Below are 17177 nucleotides of genomic sequence, written 5' to 3'. Positions count from 1 at the left end.
TACCCACACGTTCTTTCACACTTATACCTGTCCCGTCTACTGTTGGCGTTCCGTGCAGTTTTTGGACTTTGGCTTGTTTGGCAGCCTCATCCACGCTTCACAGCCTGTTCGGGATTCCTGTTCGTCAGGCCAGCGCTTTGCCTCGGGCTTCCTTCAGACCCACACCTCACGGTGGAGCCCTTGCCTCTGGCTGCATCCTTCCCACTGCCGGGCGGATCAGGGACTTTCACCCCTTAGAACGTGCGCCCGCCGGGCGCACCGAAAAGACGCAGGAACCATCAGCCGGTTCCTGCGTCTTTTTTACGCATGCGCTCTCTATCTTAGCGGTGCACTGCTTCCGCCATCTCTTTCACGTATGCACCGATGTGTTCCGGCGCTTCTTTTCCGTACTGTGCGAGAATCTTGATAATCGCCGATCCGACGATGGCGCCGTCCGATACTTTCGCCATTTTTTCCGCCTGCTCCGGCGTGGAGATCCCAAAGCCGACCGCACACGGAATATCGGTGTTGGCCCGGACGATCTCCGTCATTTTCCCGATATCCGTCGTAATATCCGTTCTCGTGCCCGTGACGCCAAGGGAGGAAACCATATAGATAAAGCCCTTCGCCTCTCTGGCAATCTGCGAGATCCGCTCTCCCGACGTCGGCGCGATCATAGAGATCAGGTCGATGCCCTCGTCGGCAAACACCTCATCGAACTCTTCCTTCTCCTCAAACGGAACGTCCGGCAGGATCACGCCGTCGATGCCCGCCTCCCTCGCCTTTGCGGCAAAAGTTTCCATTCCGTAGGAAAAGACCACATTGGCGTAGGTCATGTAGACCAGCGGGACGGCGATCTCCTCCCGGAGTTCCCGGGTCATTCTGAAAATATCGTCTGTCGTCACGCCGCCTTCCAGCGCTCTCCGGTCCGCTTCCATGATCACCGGTCCCTCCGCCGTCGGATCCGAGAACGGAATTCCGATCTCGATCAGATCGGCGCCGTTCCGCACCGCCTCGATGACCGCTTTCTTTGTCGTCGGAATATCCGGATCTCCTGCGGTGATAAACGCGATGAACGCTTTATGATCGTTAAATGCATTTCTGATTCTGCTCACTGTCTTCTCCTTTTCTGAAATATCAAATCCTCTGCCGGACCGGCTCACACGGTATTCCGGCCAGTCCCTACTCACGGATCTCCTGAACGGTCCCTACTCCCGGATCTCCTGACCGCGGTATCTTGCGATCGCCGCGCAGTCCTTATCGCCGCGGCCCGAAACCGTGATCACAAGAATCTGATCCTTTCCCATGGCCGGCGCAATCTTCATCGCGTGAGCGAGGGCGTGGGAACTCTCAATGGCCGGGATGATTCCCTCCGTGCGGGAGACGTACTCAAACGCATCCACCGCCTCATCGTCCGTTACCGGCACATATTCGGCGCGGCCGATGTCATGGAGATGTGCGTGCTCCGGCCCGATTCCGGGATAGTCGAGGCCGGCGGAAATGGAGTAAACCGGTGCGATCTGTCCGTATTTGTCCTGGCAGAAATAGGATTTCATTCCATGGAAAATGCCGAGCCGGCCGGTATTGATGGTAGCCGCCGTCTCAAAGGTATCGATTCCGCGGCCCGCCGCCTCACAGCCGATGAGCTTCACGCTCTCATCGCCGATAAAGTGATAAAAGGTTCCGATGGCATTGGAACCGCCGCCGACACAGGCGATCACCGCGTCCGGAAGCCGCCCTTCTTTTTCCAGAATCTGGTCTTTGATCTCCCGGGAGATCACCGCCTGAAAATCGCGGACGATGGTCGGGAAGGGGTGCGGTCCCATCACCGATCCCAGAAGATAGTGGGTGTCGTCGATCCGGGAAGTCCATTCCCTCATGCACTCGGAAACCGCATCCTTGAGAGTCGCCGTTCCCGTCGTCACCGGAACCACGTCTGCTCCTAAAAGTTTCATTTTGTACACGTTGAGTGCCTGGCGCTCGCAGTCGAGTTTTCCCATAAAAACCACGCATTCCATTCCGAGAAGAGCTGCAGCTGTCGCCGTCGCGACGCCGTGCTGGCCCGCGCCGGTTTCCGCAATCAGACGGGTCTTTCCCATCTTCTTTGCAAGCAGCGCCTGTCCCAGGCAGTTGTTGATCTTGTGCGCTCCCGTGTGATTCAGATCCTCTCTCTTCAGGTAAATCTTCGCGCCGCCCAGATCCTTTGTCATCTTTTCCGCATAGTATAACCGGCTCGGTCTTCCCGCATAGTCGTTCAGAAGATCCTGCAGTTCTTTCTTGAATTCCGGATCGTCCTTATAACGGTGATACGCTTCTTCCAGCTCGTGCACCGCATTCATCAGCGTCTCCGGAATGTACTGTCCGCCGTGGATACCGAATTTTCCGTTGTCATTCTTCATTGCTTTATCCTCTCATGATTCTCTTCTTCGTGTGCTCAATCCTTCCTGCGGCATGTCCGTGCCTCCCGGACAAAGGCTTCCATCTTCCGGGGATCTTTCCGACCCGCCGTCTCCAGAAGACTGCTGGCATCCACTGCCGCGGCTCCGGTCTCCCGGATCGCCTGTGCCACATTGTCCGGTCCGAGACCTCCGGCCAGGAAAAACGGTCTTCTGCAGGACTGCAGGAGGGACCAGTCAAAGGACTCTCCCGTGCCGCCTGCACCGTGATCCAGCAAAATGTAATCGGCAGGACTTTTTTCCGCCAGCCGGATGTCCGACTCCCGCTCTATTGCCAAACCGCGGATGACCCGGAATTTTTTCTGGATTCGGCGGATTATGTCATCTCCTTCGCGGCCGTGAAGCTGCACCAGATCGACGTGACAGAGTTCCGTCACATATTCGATCTCTTCCGGTGTGCTGTCCCGGAACACCCCCACCGACCGGATGCCCGGCCGAAGCTTTTTCCGGAGTTCCTCCGCCTTCTGCGGAGAAATGTACCTCGCGGAGGAAGGGGCAAACACAAAACCGACAAAGTCCGGTTCCAGACGGTTCACAGCCTCGATCTCTTCCATCTCCCGCAATCCGCATATCTTAATCATCGTCATCGGCCTGTCCTCACTGTTCTCCGCCCCGAAGTCGCCGAAGTTCCGCCGCCGGATCCCCGGCCCGCATCAGCTGTTCTCCGATCAGCACCGCATTTACCCCGTTCTTCCTGAGTTCCTCCACGTCTTCCGGCGTCCGGATTCCGCTCTCCGCCACGAAGATTACGTCTTCCGGCGCCATTTCGCGAAGCCGGATGCTGTTGTGAATATCCACGGTAAAATCTTTCAGATTCCGGTTGTTGACGCCGATCACCCGGGCGCCGCAGGAAACCGCCATCTTCACCTCATCCGCGTCGTGTGCTTCGGTCAGTGCCGAAAGTCCTATCCGGTCACAGATGGCGAGATAGCGTTTCAGTTCCTCCTCGGCCGTGATGGAACAGATGAGAAGCACTGCACCGGCACCGAGAACCTTCGCCTGCCAGATCATGTATTCATCGACGGTGAAATCCTTCCGGAGACAAGGAATTCCGACGGTCTCCGCAATCTCCTGAAGATACCGGTCCTGTCCCAGAAACCATTTCGGCTCCGTCAGGACGGAGACCGCTGCTGCTCCGGCCGACTCGTATTCTTGCGCAATCTTCCGGTAAGGAAAGTCCGGTGCGATCAGTCCCCTGGAAGGAGACGCCTTCTTGCACTCACAGATGAAGCGGATCTCCTCTCCCCGAAGTGCTTTTTCAAAGGCAAATGCTGCACTCCCGGTCCTGTCCGCCGCCTCAATGGCTCTTGCTTTCATCTCCGAAAGCGGTATTTCCCTCCGGTACGCTTCCACCCGTTCGGCCGCATGTTCCGCCAGTTTCTCTAAAATGTTCATACCCGCCCCCATCGCTGTTTCCGTACGTTTCTTCGGTTCATATCTTCCATATGTTCTCTCGGTTCACGCCTTCTGTGCGTTCTCACGATTCGCGCCCTCCGTTCGTTCCCTCGGTTCACGCCTTCCGTTTGTTTCGTTCTCTCGGTTCATGTCTTCCGTTCGTTCCCTCAATGATCAGGAATTTGAGCACTCCACAACCCGGTTCAGTGTCTTCATTGCCTTTCCGCTGCGGATGAGTTCGTCCGCAAGCTTTACGCCGTCTCCGATGCTCTCCGCCTTTCCTGCCACAAAGAGGGCCGCTCCGGCATTCAGCAGCACGGCATTCCGCTTTGTTCCTGTGATTGTGCCGCCAAGGATTCCCTTTGTGATCTCCGCGTTTTCTTCCGGCGTGCCGCCGACCAGTTCGTCTTTGGTGCCGGAAGCCAGCCCGAAGTCCTCCGGGCGAATCACACCGGTGCGGTAATATCCGTTCCGAAGCTCGCAGATTGTGGTCGGGCCGCAGGCGCTGATCTCATCCAGCTTTTCCTGTCCGTAAACCACCATCGCCCGTTTTACCCCGAGGGAATCCAGAACCTTTACCAGCGGCTCCACCAGATACTCGTCGTAGACGCCCAGAAGGAACATTTCCGGCCGGGCCGGGTTCGTGATCGGACCAAGGATGTTGAATACGGTGCGGAATCCCAGTTCCTTGCGGACCGGGCCGACGTATTTCATCGCAGAGTGATATTTCTGTGCAAACAGGAAGCAGAATCCCGCATCGTTCAGCATCTGCTGCGCCTTTTCCGGATCCTGCGCGATGTTGACCCCCAGCGCTTCGAGGCAGTCCGCGGTGCCGCACAGAGAGGACGCCGCGCGGTTTCCGTGCTTTGCCACCTTGACGCCGGCCGACGCAATCACCATGGCCGATGTGGTGGAAATGTTGAAGCTGTGCGCTCCGTCGCCTCCGGTCCCCACGATCTCCAGCACTTCCATTCCCGGATGCGGAACCGGCGTCGCGAGAGACCTCATCGCCTCCGCGCAGCCCGAGATCTCATCGATGGTCTCCGCCTTCGCCGATTTCGTGCTCAGCGCCGCAAGAAAGGCGCCGTTCTGTGTCATGGAAGTCTCTCCTCTCATAATCTCAAGCATCACGGTCTTCGCCTCGTCATAGGTCAGGTCCTGCTTGTTTACGATCTTTTCAATGGCTTCTTTAATCATGGTCTTCCCCCTGTTCTGTCTTTCTCAAACCGCAGTCCGGTTCCCGCTCTCAATGCTTTTTCCTTGCAAGGCGGATAAAATTCTCCAGGATCTTCACTCCGTCCGGCGTCATAATGGATTCCGGATGAAACTGCACGCCGTAGACCGGATACGTCCTGTGGGCCACTGCCATAACCTCCCCGTCGTCCGCCGTGGCGGTCACCGTCAGTTCCTCCGGAAGAGTCTTCGGATCGACCGCCAGCGAGTGATACCGCGCCACCGGAATCGTCTCCGGCAGCCCCGCAAAGAGCGGGCAGGAGCGGTCCAGTTTTGCCATCGACTGCTTTCCGTGCATCATTTTCTTCGCGTAGATGATATCCGCGCCAAAAGCTTCGCAGATTCCCTGCTCGCCGAGGCAGACACCCAGAATCGGAATCCGGTCCCCCAGTTTCCGCACGGTTTCTTCCAGAACACCCGCATCTGCCGGCCTTCCCGGTCCCGGGGACAGAATCACCGCTTCCGGGGAAAGTTCCGCAATCTCCTCCACCGTCAGTTCATCGTTCCGCACGACCCGGATCTCCGGCTCGATGCTTCCCACAAGCTGAAAGAGATTGTAGGAAAAACTGTCATAATTATCGATCAGCAAAATCATATCCGTTTGCCTCCTCCAGTGCTCTCACGACCGCGGCCGCCTTGTTGATGCACTCCTCATACTCCTTTTCCGGCACGCTGTCCGCGACGATTCCGGCTCCGCTTCTCACAAAAACCTTTCCGTTTTTCTTATAGGCAAGGCGTATGCCGATGCAGGTGTCCATATTGCCGGTAAAATCGATATAACCGATGGCACCTCCGTAGATGCCGCGCCGGTTGTCCTCCAGTTCATTGATCAGCTGGCAGGCCCGGATCTTAGGCGCCCCCGAAAGCGTTCCCGCCGGGAGAACCGCGCCGATCGTATCCAGCGCGTCCAGGCCGTCCCGGATGTTTCCCCGCACCGTCGAGCCGATGTGCATGACATGGGAGAAACGGAGAATCTGATGATAATGCTCCACCTCAACGCTTCCGAATTCCGAGAGGCGGCCGAGATCATTTCGGCCGAGGTCCACCAGCATGTTGTGTTCCGCCAGTTCCTTTTCGTCCGCAAGGAGCTCATCTTCCAGCGCCCGGTCCTCCTCCGGCGTCTTTCCGCGCCGCCTCGTCCCCGCCAGCGGGAATGTGTGCAGAACGCCGTCCTCCAGCCTTACCAGTGTCTCCGGCGATGCCCCCGCCGTCTCGACATCGGTTCCGGAAAGATAGAACATATAGGGGGACGGGTTGACGGTCCGCAATACCCGGTAAGTATTGAGGAGCGTTCCCTCGAAGCTCCCCTCCAGCCGGTTGGAGAGAACGATCTGGAAAATGTCGCCTTCATGGATGTGATCCTTCGCCTTCCGGATCATTTCGCAGTAGGATTCCTTATCGAAATACGGCGTCATGGAGGAGGTCAGCCTGCCCGGCACGTCCTCTGCAGGCGTTCCGTTGAGAATCAGATCCCGCATCTCTGCCAGATTACGCTCCGCCTTGTGATAACCCGCTTCACCTTCATCCACATTCATGTTGGAGATCAGAATGATTTTCTGCTTCACGTTGTCGAAGACGATGACGTTTTCAAAGAGCATCAGATCGATGTCCTCGAATTCTTCGGTATCCTCTGCGTCTAGGCTGAGCGTCGGCTCCGCGTATTTGAGATAATCGTAGGAGAAATATCCGACAAGCCCGCCCGCAAAGGGCGGCAGTTCCGGAATCCGCACTGCCTTGTGCTCCTTCAGGATCTGACGGATGTAGGAAGCGGGATCCCTTGTTTCCACCGTGATTGCGCCGATCTTCATCTTTCCGGCGCGGCACCGGATCTCCAGCGTCGGATCGTAGCCGAGAAATGTATACCTGCCCCATCGCTCCTGTGCCTCTGCGGATTCAAGGATAAAGCAGTGCTCGGACACCTTTTTCAGCTTCCGGAGCACCATGATCGGCGTAACCATATCGGCCGGAAGCTCACGGTAGACCGGAACCCGGTGATAATCGCCTCCCGCGGTCATCTTCCGCACATCATCAAGTGCCGGAAGTGCCGACTCCATCCCGTTCTGCCGGTTTTTCCCATATTCGGATGTCATTTCGGGTATTTTCTGGATATTCATATACTCTCCTCTCCCAGATAGAAATCTCAGCCTTTCTGCGTTATCCGACCGGTCCGGGGTGAAAACAAAGTCCGCAAGCAGGCTTTGGCTCGTTGCCCGCGGAACAAAGTCCGCAGGCGGACTTCGTCTCCCCATCCCCTCAGTCCTGAGGGGAGACCTGCGGACTTTGCGCGCCGCCGCTGGTCACCGTTAGGTGACAGCTTCCTTGGCGAAGCTCTTAGCGACACATATTTCACTTAGCGGCTTTGCCGCTTAGTGAAATAGCGTGCTGCGGCTGGTCTTTTCGAGCTTAGTGCGTGCCATGGAAATTCACTTAGCGAGGTTTTCTCGAGCTTAGTGAATTTGCTTACAGCGGCGTGCGCATCCTCGCGGAGCGTTTTTGTTTCATGGGGAATTTCGGAGAAATTTCCCATGAAACAAAAAAACGCCCCTGAGAGAGATCTTCCGATCATCTCTCAAGGACGTTGAATCTGAATTCAGCGCGGTGCCACCTTGATTCACAGCATTGGGGCGTTCCCTCCTGCTGTGCACTTTTGCGAAGTACCATCATACTCCCGGACAGTAACGACGTCCTCCCGTCATCGAATACTTGCGGCGGATGCTCCGCCGTGTTCACGATGCCCTCTGTGGTCCATTTGCATCAGGGTGATAATGCTGAAATCCCACCGCCTTCAGCTCTCTGTGAATTCCTTCTGATACGTTATCTCCACGTCATCGGTTTCAAACGCTCTATGAAATTGTCTAAATATTACATGATCTTCTACCGAAAGTCAACATTTCATTTCTTCATCCCGTTTATAATCTGACGGAATATCGTCATTTCCTGCATCCTCCTGCTTCTCCGGATCCATACAGGACTCCGGTTCCGACCTCAGAATCCGTTGCCACTCTTTTTTCAGTTCCCGGAACGCTTCCCGCTCACGGTCAAAAAAGCCGTGCTTCCAGAACTGTCCGATTAAAATTCCGATGGGAACGGCGAGGATCATTCCGCCGATTCCGCAGACACGGTAACCGGTAAAAAGGAGGAAAAGCGTCATCAGCGGCGACAGTCCCATGGTATCTCCCACCACCTTCGGCTGAATCAGCTGCCGGAGAAACTGCGTGACCGCCCAGAGAATCACACACCCCGCCGCCATCCGGTAGTCGTTCTGCCAAAATGAGAATACAGCCCACGGAAGCAGTGCCGTCCCGGTTCCGAATACCGGCAGGAAATCCAGAAACGAGATGAGAAAAGCCAGCAGAAGCGCCCATTTCACCTTCAGGATCAGGAATCCGGCAATCAGTACCGCCATCACCACCAGCATGATCCTGAACTGTGCGAGGAAATATCCCCCGATCAGACGTCCCGCCTCACCTTTCAGGAAGATCCCGTATGCCGTAAACCGTTTCGGCATATGCCTCCTCAAAAATGCGATGCAGCTGTCATAGTGGACAAGGAACAGGTAGGAGCCGGCCAGAATGACCACCGTGTAGACGAGAGTGTCCGGAAACACGCTGAGGACTTTCCGGATCTCGGGCGCCGAACCGCGAAACTGGTCCGGAATCTTCTCCGCCAATTCCGGAAACTGTCTCTGCGCCCACAGAAAAAGCTGATATGCCCACAGGCCAATCCTCCACAGAAGATAGAACACTGCCGCCAGAACGGTTCCGATCAGGACCAGGGACCCGTATCTCCTGCCGATCCGGAATTTCCGCTCCAGAAAATGCACGAGCGGGTGAATCAGCATCGCGATCAGCCAGGCGACCAGGAAAGGCATATAAAAACGAAACAGGAAAATGGCGCACAGAATCACCCCCGCCTTCTCCGCGATCGGTATCAGAAACCGCGCGGAAAGGAGCATCAGCCGATTCCTGTCCGATCCGGCCTCCGGGGCCCGATCGACGTCCTTCCTGTTTCGCTCGTTATCCATATGCTGTCCTCCGGGACTTGATTTTTATTTGTTCAGACCATACCTCTCCGCAACCTTTGCAAATGCCGGCATGGAACGCTCAATCATGTCATAGCTCACGCAGTACGCGATGCGGACGTATCCGCCGCAGGCAAAGGAGGAACCCGGCACCACCAGAATATGATGTTCTCTGCAGACATCACAGAATTCCTTTTCATCTTCCACAGGAGACTTCACCCACATATAGAACGCTCCCTGCGGGCGCACACATTCAAATCCGAGATTTGTCAGACCGTCATAGAGCGCACTGCGGTTCCGGTCATAGGCTTCGACATTCACTTTCGCATTCAGACAGCGCTTGATCACTCTCTGAATCAGAGACGGCGCATTCACGCTTCCGATGACACGGTTTGCGATGGCGGCCGCCGCGATCAGCTCCCTGCTCTCACTGACCTCGTCCGGGATCACAACATATCCGATTCGCTCCCCCGGAAGGGAGAGGGATTTGCTGTACGAATAGCAGACCACGCTGTTGGCGTAGAACTTTGTCACATACGGAACCTCGATTCCGTCGTACGCCAGCTCTCGGTAAGGCTCATCGGAGATCAGAAGAATCTCCGTGCCGAATTCCTTCTGCTTCTCTTCCAGAATTGTCGCAAGACTCCGGATTGTCTCCCCGGAGTAAATGACGCCGGTGGGATTGTTCGGCGTGTTGATGATCACCGCCTTGGTGCGCTTGTTGATCATGGAACGAAACACGGCAAGGTTTGGCTGAAAAGTTTCGGTGTCCGCCGGAACCACCACCAGTTTTCCGTCATAGTTGCGAACATAATTGCCGTACTCGACAAAGTACGGGGCAAAAGTCAGCACTTCATCGTCCGGATTCAGCACCGCCTTCAGGATGATATTCAGCGCACTGGCCGCGCCCACGGTCATGATCAGATTCCGGGCACCGAAGCCGGTTCCGAACCGGTCATTCAGCGACTGCGCGATCGCCTGTCGGACATCTTCATATCCGCTGTTGGACATATACCCGTGAACCAGAAGGGTGTCTTCCTCCTCCAACACGTCCCGGATCGCCTGATTGACCTCCGGCGGCGCCGGAACCGATGGATTTCCGAGACTGAAGTCATAGACATTTTCCCGTCCGTACAGTGCCGCAAGGCGGTTGCCCTCCTCAAACATCATACGGATCGCGGAATTATTGCGGAGTAACGGCATCATTTTTTCTGATATCATGGTATATCCTCTTTCTGAGTAAACGGATCTGCAGTTCTTATCTATATATTTCTATTATATCCGTTTTTATATCCGATAACCAATTATCTTGAGTTTTGGCAGGCATAAATCTGCTTTATAATTTCCGTCAGTTTCGAAGTCCCACCGCGATTGCGGCCGCCGCCGTGACACCGAAATAAAACCAGGTCACCGGGAGGGAAAACCAGGTCGTAAAAAACGCCAGCAGAAGATAGACGGCAGCCTGTCCGTAGATCAGAAACATCACCGGATTCTCACATTTTTCCGTCCGATGGGCGATCCACCGCGCCGCTCCTCCGAGAAGGGCGGAGAACAGTATCACGCCGGGGATACCAAAATCATAGTAGGCGTCGTAGAGGATCGTGGTGGTGGTCAGCTCCTCCTTCACAAAATACATCGGCCATTCCACCAGTTCCGGCTTCAGAAATTTTATGCCGGTAAAGGTCAGAAGCGGCATCATGGATTTGGCTCCCATCGAGTGCTTTGCAAGCGCCCGGACCATATAATCAAAATTCTCGTAATTGTTTGCGATATAGATATACGGCTGCGAGAAAAAGACCGGCATGTGCTCATTCTTCATCTCAAACACCTGATTCAGATATGCCGCATCATGGCTTCTCGCGACGGAAAGCACCGCAAAGAGAACTGCGATCACCGCCAGAGCGGCCGGAAGCATCCATGGGCGGATCCGGTCAAACATCCGGACGTACACCGCCACCGCGATCAGAATTCCGAACATCATCTGAAAGCGGGAAACGCACAGAAGCGGGACCGCCAGCGACAGGATAAGGGCGAGTTCCGCCAGCCGGTCAAAGAAAAGATCTCTTTTCCCGATCATGTTGCCGTTGAGAAAATGAAACCGGTTGATGCTGCCGACGGAGCGGACGCGCACCGAAAACTGTTCTCCCGCATCCTTCCGGAGTTTCAGATATATCATGTCCAGTCCCGGCACCAGCACGCAGCTGACCGTAATGTAATGAACCCCCATGAGATGAAACTCAGAGTAGGCATGCGGAACGCCGCGGACAAAGAGTGGAACATACCCGAGCCGGAACGCCTCGAAAAGAAAACTCAGAAAACTCACGGCAGCGATGGCAAATGCGCTCGCCGCCACGGCATGCCGCGCCGAGTCAGCACCTCCGGTACCGTGTCCTCCGCTTCTTCCCCGGTCGCCTCCGAAAGCCGAACGCCGGCCGCTTCCGAAACCGGAATTCCAGCCACCGTTTTCCGTCTGCCCCGGGGAAGCGATTCCGAATCCATTCCGACCGTCCATCCGGATGCCTGTCAGTTCCCATGCCGTAAGAAATGCCATCTGTGCGGCAAAAAAGGAGAGCCACGTAACCGGAGACCATTCGGACGACAGATACGAAAGCCGCATGACAGCAAGGGCCTCTCCCCCGCTGAAACTCAGGGAAAAGAGGCCCCGCAGATCGCAAAAACTCCCGCTTCTTTTTACGCTTTCCGCAAAAAGGTAAATGGCGGCGATTCCAAGTTCCAGGCCCGCCAGAATCGTATGACCGCCCGCGGAAGCCAGATACGCCGCCGCATAGAGAATGGGATAGATTATCATGTCAGTTCTCCCCGGACCGCTTCACACATCGCTTTCAGAGCCTCCTGCTCATCCGGCCCGTCGCAGCGGATCTCAAACGTATCGCCGAACCGAATGCAGGCGCCGAGCGTGCTGAGCACGCTCTTTGCGTTGTAATCGGATTCCCGGACCCGGAACGTGATGCTGGACTGGAATCCGATGGCAATATTGCACAGGCGGTTCGCCGGTCTCAGATGAAGACCTTCCGGAACGCCGAGTATAACTTGTTCACTGATCATAGTTTAGTTTCCGGATGCGGCACCGGAATCCGCCGCATCCTCCTCCGTTTTCTTCTCTCCGTTTTTGCCGGAAGCTTTTGTCTCCTCTCCGGCCGAACCCGATTCCACTTCCGCGGAACCGCTGTTCTCATCGTCATTTGCGCTGTCATTTCCGTCGCTGACATGAACCGTGACGGACGGGTAGGTGACAATCTCGCATCCGTCCTCAGGCTCAGCCTTGACCGTAATCGTGTGCACGCCCGGCGTGAGGGATGACACATCCGCCGTCAGGCTCAGATCCGAAACCTTCAGCTTTTTCAGCACATCCGGAAGTCCCTGAATCCGCATTCCCATGGACGCGCTCTCCACCGTATAACGGTAACTGCTGTTTTCCCCCGTGAGCGTGATATCCGACGTGGTGACATTGAACCGCTGGATATCCAGTTTCTTCACGTTCAGAACCACATGAATCTCGGTGCTGTCGAGGCCGGACACGGTGACACCCTCCGGCAGATAATCGCTGATGTCGATATCCGTCTCCACATTCTTCTCGGCATCCGCTACGTTCAGCGCCGGTGTCTGGATCCGGATCTCACTGAGGGAATCCAGAATCCGGGTATCGCCGGCCACATTGACCGCGGCCACGGTCGCATCCGCGCCGGTGAATCGGTAACCATCCGCAGGAGTTCCGGAAACCACGAAGTTCAGCGGAACTTCCTTCAGCCGAAGCACTTCCATGGTGCAGTGAACGGAATCCGTCAGAATCTGTACAGAGTCGTTCAGATGAAGGGCATTTCCGTTTGCATCGTAGAATCCGGGCGTTCCGTCCGTCTCGACGGTCGTTTCTGCGCCTTCCACATCAAATTCCACGCCGATGGAGTTGATCTGTCCGACCAGTGACTGCGGTCCCTGAACCGTAACTTTCTGCGGATCCAGCGATACCGCTCCCTTCTCAAAGCCGGAAGCGACTTTTCCCTTCGGCCGTGCCACCACGGTAAACTCCTTGGTCTGCATCGGCTCGGTCTGAATCCGCACCACCTCCGGCGAAACCTTTTCGCCGTCAATGAGAGAGGCGTTGTTCAGAACCTGCAGATGGATGGGAATTGCCCCCGTCACGTCATACATCTCGGAGAGATCCGCATATGCACGGAAATCCGATGTCTTGATCCGGTAATCATCCCTCGTACGGACCTTGTAGGTGACCGTCGCGGTCTTCTTGCCCAGAACCTCATATGCCAGATTCGCGTCCTGAAGGATATCGCCGTTCACGATTTCCACCTGTACCTCACGGGTCGATGTGATCGTCGGATTTGCGATATTGACGACGCCAAGCCAGACGATAAACGCCAGCCCCAGGGCCAGCAGTTTCCATTTGGCATTATTCAGAATCATTTCCTTCATGCTTCCTCCTCTTCCAGAGTGAACCGAAATGCCGGTTTCCGGTCGGTTCACCGCGCAGCATCTGCGTCTCCAGAATATCTCTCAGCTGTTCCTGCGTCGACGCTTCCTGAAGCGCTCCGCCGATTGCCACGGAGACCTGACCGGTCTCCTCCGAGACAACCAGAGTCACACTGTCCGTGTTCTCGCTGATGCCGATGGCGGCCCGATGTCTGGTGCCGTAAGCTTTGCTGATGTCATTGTTCTCGGAAAGAGGGAGATAGCAGGTCGCCGCCGCGACCCGGTTTCCCCGGATCACCACCGCACCATCATGGAGCGGCGTGTTGTGCTCAAAAATATTGATCAGAAGCTGGCTGCTCACCAGACCTTCAATGTCGATTCCGGTGCGCCGGATTTCGGAAAGCGGACTCTCCCTCTCCAGAACCATCAACGCGCCGGTTTTAACCCTGCTCATCTCAAAGCAGGCGCGGACCAGCTCGCCCACCGTCTGCTCGGAAAACTCCTCTTTTTGTGCCTCCTCCACCGACTGGAAGAGACTGCCGAACATCTTCTGGCTTCCGAGCTGCTCCAGCGCTCTCCGGAGCTCCTGCTGGAAGATAATCAGCACCGCGGTCACCGCGATTACGGAGAATTTTTCCATCAGCCAGAGGATCGTGTCCAGTTCCAGAACCGCCGCAAACACGAAGAAAGCAAAGATAAATCCGATTCCCTTTAAAAGCACGCTGGCGCGGGTATCCCGGATCCAGATGATGATCTTATAAATCAAAAACGTGATAATCAGAATCTCAACGATATTTTTAAATCCGATCCTCGGAACAAACGAAATCCAGGAATAAAGCTCGGAAAAAAATGACGTTCCCACCGTGTCACCTCCTGTGAACTTTATTGATTTTCTGCACCCTGACATCCGTCCGGGCGACATTGACCTTCGGGACTGCCTTCACATAATAGTAATAGTCCTCATCCTCGTACTGAAGGAACTCCGTGCGGCCGTAATCGGCCGAAAAACGAAGGAACCGGTACAGCATCGCGACCAGAACGCTGACCGCCACCGACACTGCGGTGAGCGGAAGGCTGACGGAAAGGCTGAAGCTGTAGCTTCCGGCCAGAATCACGATGAGACCCGCCATCAGTCCGCCGGCAATCGCGATCTCCCACACATAATTGACGGAAAGCCGGCGCAGAAGAAGTGTTACCATCATGGTGATGCAGACTGCAATCAGCATGACGATCATTTCCGGATTGGACAAAACGCCGCGGAGAATTCTGGAAAACATCTCCGACATTTCCCTTACCTCCCCTTTTTCCGTCAGTGTACTGCTGTTTTGCCGGACATACATGATCAGGTAGTAGACGAAAATGCCGCAGCTCATCGGAATCACCGAAACCAGCGTCCCGGAAAGTCCCACCAGAACCGCCATGGCTAACGGCATTTTGGCAAACAGCACCAGCGGCGCCAGCAGAATCAGCCAGATCGAATCCGGCTGAAATCCGAACAGGAGCAGCATGACAATCAGGATAAATGTAAAGGTGATCACCGTCACCTCCAGAGAAAGCGCAAAAAACTCGACCAGCAGGAAAAATCCCGCGACCGCCGTGATGGCCGTGGTCGGAAGAAAGGCGCACCCCGCCGAAGTCAGGACAATCAGCAGAATGCTTCCGAGCTTGTCCTGATAACCGGTAAACCGTGTGATAAACAAAAGTGACATCAGCGCCAGAAGAAAGCGGACCGCAGGGTCGATCACGATACTCCAGCGCGCATAGACCGCCTTCAGATTTTCTTTTAAAACAAGCAGATTGGTCATCCGCGTTTTTCCTCCCTCATCAGTTCCTCCGCCCGTTCATGGTATTCGTAACGGCGCGACAGCGACGTGAGCATGTCCAGATACTGCTTCCAGAGCGTCACCTGACGGTCGTAGCGCCGCCCGTAGACGCCGCCGACGATCAGAAGATAGGTGATCATTCCCAGAATATAGAGGGCGATGGCAACCGTCACGCGCACCGTCAGCGTCTTCATATCCAGGTCATCCAGAACCATATCCAGATTGTAAAATACAAACAGAATACCGATCATCACGAAACTGACGGTATAACTGACAAAACCGCGCACAAGGCTGCGGAACACATAATCCGTACGGTAAAAATCCGACACTTCCCGGACTTTTTTGCCGTTTTTCTTCTCAAACATTGCCAGATCCGTCATCCGGCGGATCTTCTCTTCTCTCAGCATACTGCACCTCAAAAGATTTTCCTGCAGTTTCCGGACCGGTCTGCAGCGGGACGAATTACGTTTGCGCCCGTTATCACGTCAGTCTCCAAAGTCTCGCGGGGCGTTTTTGTTTCATAGGGAATTTCGGAGAAATTTTCCCATGAAACAAAAAAGGGCAGACCAGTATACGATAAAAGTATACCATATCTGCCCTGTCAATGCGATAAATCGCAGGAATTGTTCATAGATTTCACATAATTTCGTAGGAAACGGTTTTCCATCCCTGACGCCGTGCGTGGGCCAGCATCAGATCCACGATCCTGCCGTAACTTTTCACGCCCTCTTCCTGTCCTCCCGCCCGGAGATAGGCGTCATTCACCTTCTCATGAACTTCGGCCGCCTTCCCCCGGAAACGGTCCCAATACGCATTGTTCTCCGCCAGTTCTTTTTTCATGCTCTCCGGGATCTCCCCGTAGAGCGCCGAGAAGGCCTCCGGATCTTCCGCCGCCAGCGCATTGCCCGCATAGACCCAGCCTTCCAGCCATCCGCTTCTGGCAAATGCCGCATTGTCTGACCGGATGCAGGCGAGAAACGCGATGAAATTCGCCTCGTCCTCCCGCATGAATCCCCTCAGATGGGAGAGCTCATGGCAGGCCGTAAACGGGCGGTTGTATCCCGGAATATCGCGGTTCCACGCCGCCTCGACAAAGAACGGAAGGTAGATGCCGGTCACCTGCTGCTCGCTGAAAATCCGGGAGGTGACGAGCGGTTTCGGTATCGGATAATATCCGGACAGATCCGGATATTCTTCACTGAGCCCCTCCATGGCCTTCCGGGCCTCTTCCCCGATCTCCGTCTCGGCTCCGTAGCTGACAGCGGTCCGTGTTTCTCCCACGTTTTCCGCGTTGCGTTCCATGCCGTTGTCTTCTGCATGTTCCATGCGCTTTCCTTCCGCTTCGTTCAGCCGTTCCGCGATGTAGGCGCAGAGATCCGCCAGCGCCAGCCTGTCATAACCGTCCGATTCCGCATTTTTCCGGATTTCCGCCGCCAGCCCCGACTTTTCGGAAAACGGGACCGACCGGTAATTGATCCCGCAGTTTGTCACATAAAGCATTGCCAGCACCGCGGCCGTGAGATACGTACCGCCGAGCCACCGGAAGAACCGGCCCGCCTTCGGGCCTTTTCGAAAGATCCCCAGAAAACTCCCGGCCAAAATCAGGATCATGAGTCCGGCCGCCAGCTCCGTCACGGAAAAGGGTACGGTTCCGCTGATCCTGCTCACCTGTTCCGAGATCATCCGATAGATATTCTCCCGGTACCACTCGGCAAATGCCGCATTGACCATCGACAAATAATACAATCCTGCTGCCAGTATAAGCAGAACGGTTCCCTCCAGCCAGACCATCCCCGTGCCTCCTTTGCTGATTCTGTTCCCTATCAT

The 17177-nt window shown here is 55.5% G+C and carries 16 protein-coding genes; all 16 read right to left on the bottom strand.

What is annotated here, in order from left to right; translation table 11 throughout:
* Window positions 1-320: 320 nt before the first annotated feature.
* Window positions 321-1094 (bottom strand): tryptophan synthase subunit alpha, encoded by a 774-nt coding sequence (trpA, locus tag BMW41_RS05275; protein WP_074649181.1) that lies wholly within the window; start codon window positions 1092-1094, stop codon window positions 321-323.
* Window positions 1095-1187: 93 nt separating this feature from the next.
* Window positions 1188-2378, bottom strand: a complete 1191-nt coding sequence (trpB, locus tag BMW41_RS05270; protein WP_074649175.1) for a tryptophan synthase subunit beta — start codon at window positions 2376-2378, stop codon at window positions 1188-1190.
* Between the two features lie 35 nt (window positions 2379-2413).
* On the bottom strand, window positions 2414-3016 hold the full coding sequence (locus BMW41_RS05265) for a phosphoribosylanthranilate isomerase (RefSeq protein WP_177171168.1): 603 nt from the start codon (window positions 3014-3016) through the stop codon (window positions 2414-2416).
* Between the two features lie 16 nt (window positions 3017-3032).
* A complete protein-coding gene (gene trpC, locus BMW41_RS05260) occupies window positions 3033-3830 on the bottom strand; it encodes an indole-3-glycerol phosphate synthase TrpC (protein ID WP_074649180.1) in 798 nt (265 codons plus the stop codon).
* Between the two features lie 174 nt (window positions 3831-4004).
* Window positions 4005-5027, bottom strand: coding sequence for an anthranilate phosphoribosyltransferase (gene trpD, locus BMW41_RS05255; protein ID WP_074649173.1), 1023 nt, complete (start codon window positions 5025-5027; stop codon window positions 4005-4007).
* A 49-nt stretch (window positions 5028-5076) separates the two neighbouring features.
* Window positions 5077-5658, bottom strand: coding sequence for an anthranilate synthase component II (locus BMW41_RS05250; protein WP_074649172.1), 582 nt, complete (start codon window positions 5656-5658; stop codon window positions 5077-5079).
* Window positions 5639-7117 (bottom strand): anthranilate synthase component I, encoded by a 1479-nt coding sequence (gene trpE, locus BMW41_RS05245; RefSeq protein ID WP_074649179.1) that lies wholly within the window; start codon window positions 7115-7117, stop codon window positions 5639-5641. The genes BMW41_RS05250 and trpE overlap by 20 nt, the downstream gene beginning before the upstream one ends.
* A gap of 830 nt (window positions 7118-7947) precedes the next feature.
* Window positions 7948-9087 (bottom strand): AI-2E family transporter, encoded by a 1140-nt coding sequence (locus BMW41_RS05240; protein WP_074649171.1) that lies wholly within the window; start codon window positions 9085-9087, stop codon window positions 7948-7950.
* 24 nt (window positions 9088-9111) lie between these two features.
* On the bottom strand, window positions 9112-10305 hold the full coding sequence (locus tag BMW41_RS05235) for a pyridoxal phosphate-dependent aminotransferase (protein WP_074649170.1): 1194 nt from the start codon (window positions 10303-10305) through the stop codon (window positions 9112-9114).
* Between the two features lie 127 nt (window positions 10306-10432).
* The gene (locus tag BMW41_RS05230; RefSeq protein ID WP_074649169.1) at window positions 10433-11893 is read right to left on the bottom strand and encodes an O-antigen polymerase; all 1461 of its coding nucleotides are present in this window, start codon (window positions 11891-11893) and stop codon (window positions 10433-10435) included.
* Window positions 11890-12150: an HPr family phosphocarrier protein gene (locus BMW41_RS05225; protein WP_074649168.1), complete on the bottom strand. Its 261-nt coding sequence runs from the start codon at window positions 12148-12150 to the stop codon at window positions 11890-11892. Before BMW41_RS05225 ends, BMW41_RS05230 begins: the two co-directional genes overlap by 4 nt.
* 3 nt (window positions 12151-12153) lie before the next feature.
* Window positions 12154-13530 carry a CdaR family protein gene (locus BMW41_RS05220; RefSeq protein WP_074649167.1) on the bottom strand — a complete coding sequence of 459 codons (1377 nt, stop codon included), beginning with the start codon at window positions 13528-13530 and terminating at the stop codon, window positions 12154-12156.
* Entirely contained in the window at window positions 13508-14389 is an 882-nt protein-coding gene (gene cdaA, locus BMW41_RS05215; protein ID WP_074649166.1) for a diadenylate cyclase CdaA, read from the bottom strand. Before cdaA ends, BMW41_RS05220 begins: the two co-directional genes overlap by 23 nt.
* A 4-nt stretch (window positions 14390-14393) precedes the next feature.
* Entirely contained in the window at window positions 14394-15332 is a 939-nt protein-coding gene (locus BMW41_RS05210) for a hypothetical protein (RefSeq protein WP_074649165.1), read from the bottom strand.
* Window positions 15329-15757, bottom strand: a complete 429-nt coding sequence (locus tag BMW41_RS05205) for a hypothetical protein (RefSeq protein ID WP_074649164.1) — start codon at window positions 15755-15757, stop codon at window positions 15329-15331. Before BMW41_RS05205 ends, BMW41_RS05210 begins: the two co-directional genes overlap by 4 nt.
* Window positions 15758-15986: 229 nt before the next feature.
* Window positions 15987-17141 carry a DUF3810 domain-containing protein gene (locus BMW41_RS05200; RefSeq protein WP_177171167.1) on the bottom strand — a complete coding sequence of 385 codons (1155 nt, stop codon included), beginning with the start codon at window positions 17139-17141 and terminating at the stop codon, window positions 15987-15989.
* Window positions 17142-17177 lie beyond the last annotated feature (36 nt).

It is taken from the genome of [Clostridium] aminophilum (assembly GCF_900101295.1).
GTDB classification, from domain to species: Bacteria; Bacillota; Clostridia; order Lachnospirales; family Lachnospiraceae; genus Clostridium_R; species Clostridium_R aminophilum_A.
This window is presented reverse-complemented; position numbering and strand designations above follow the sequence as displayed.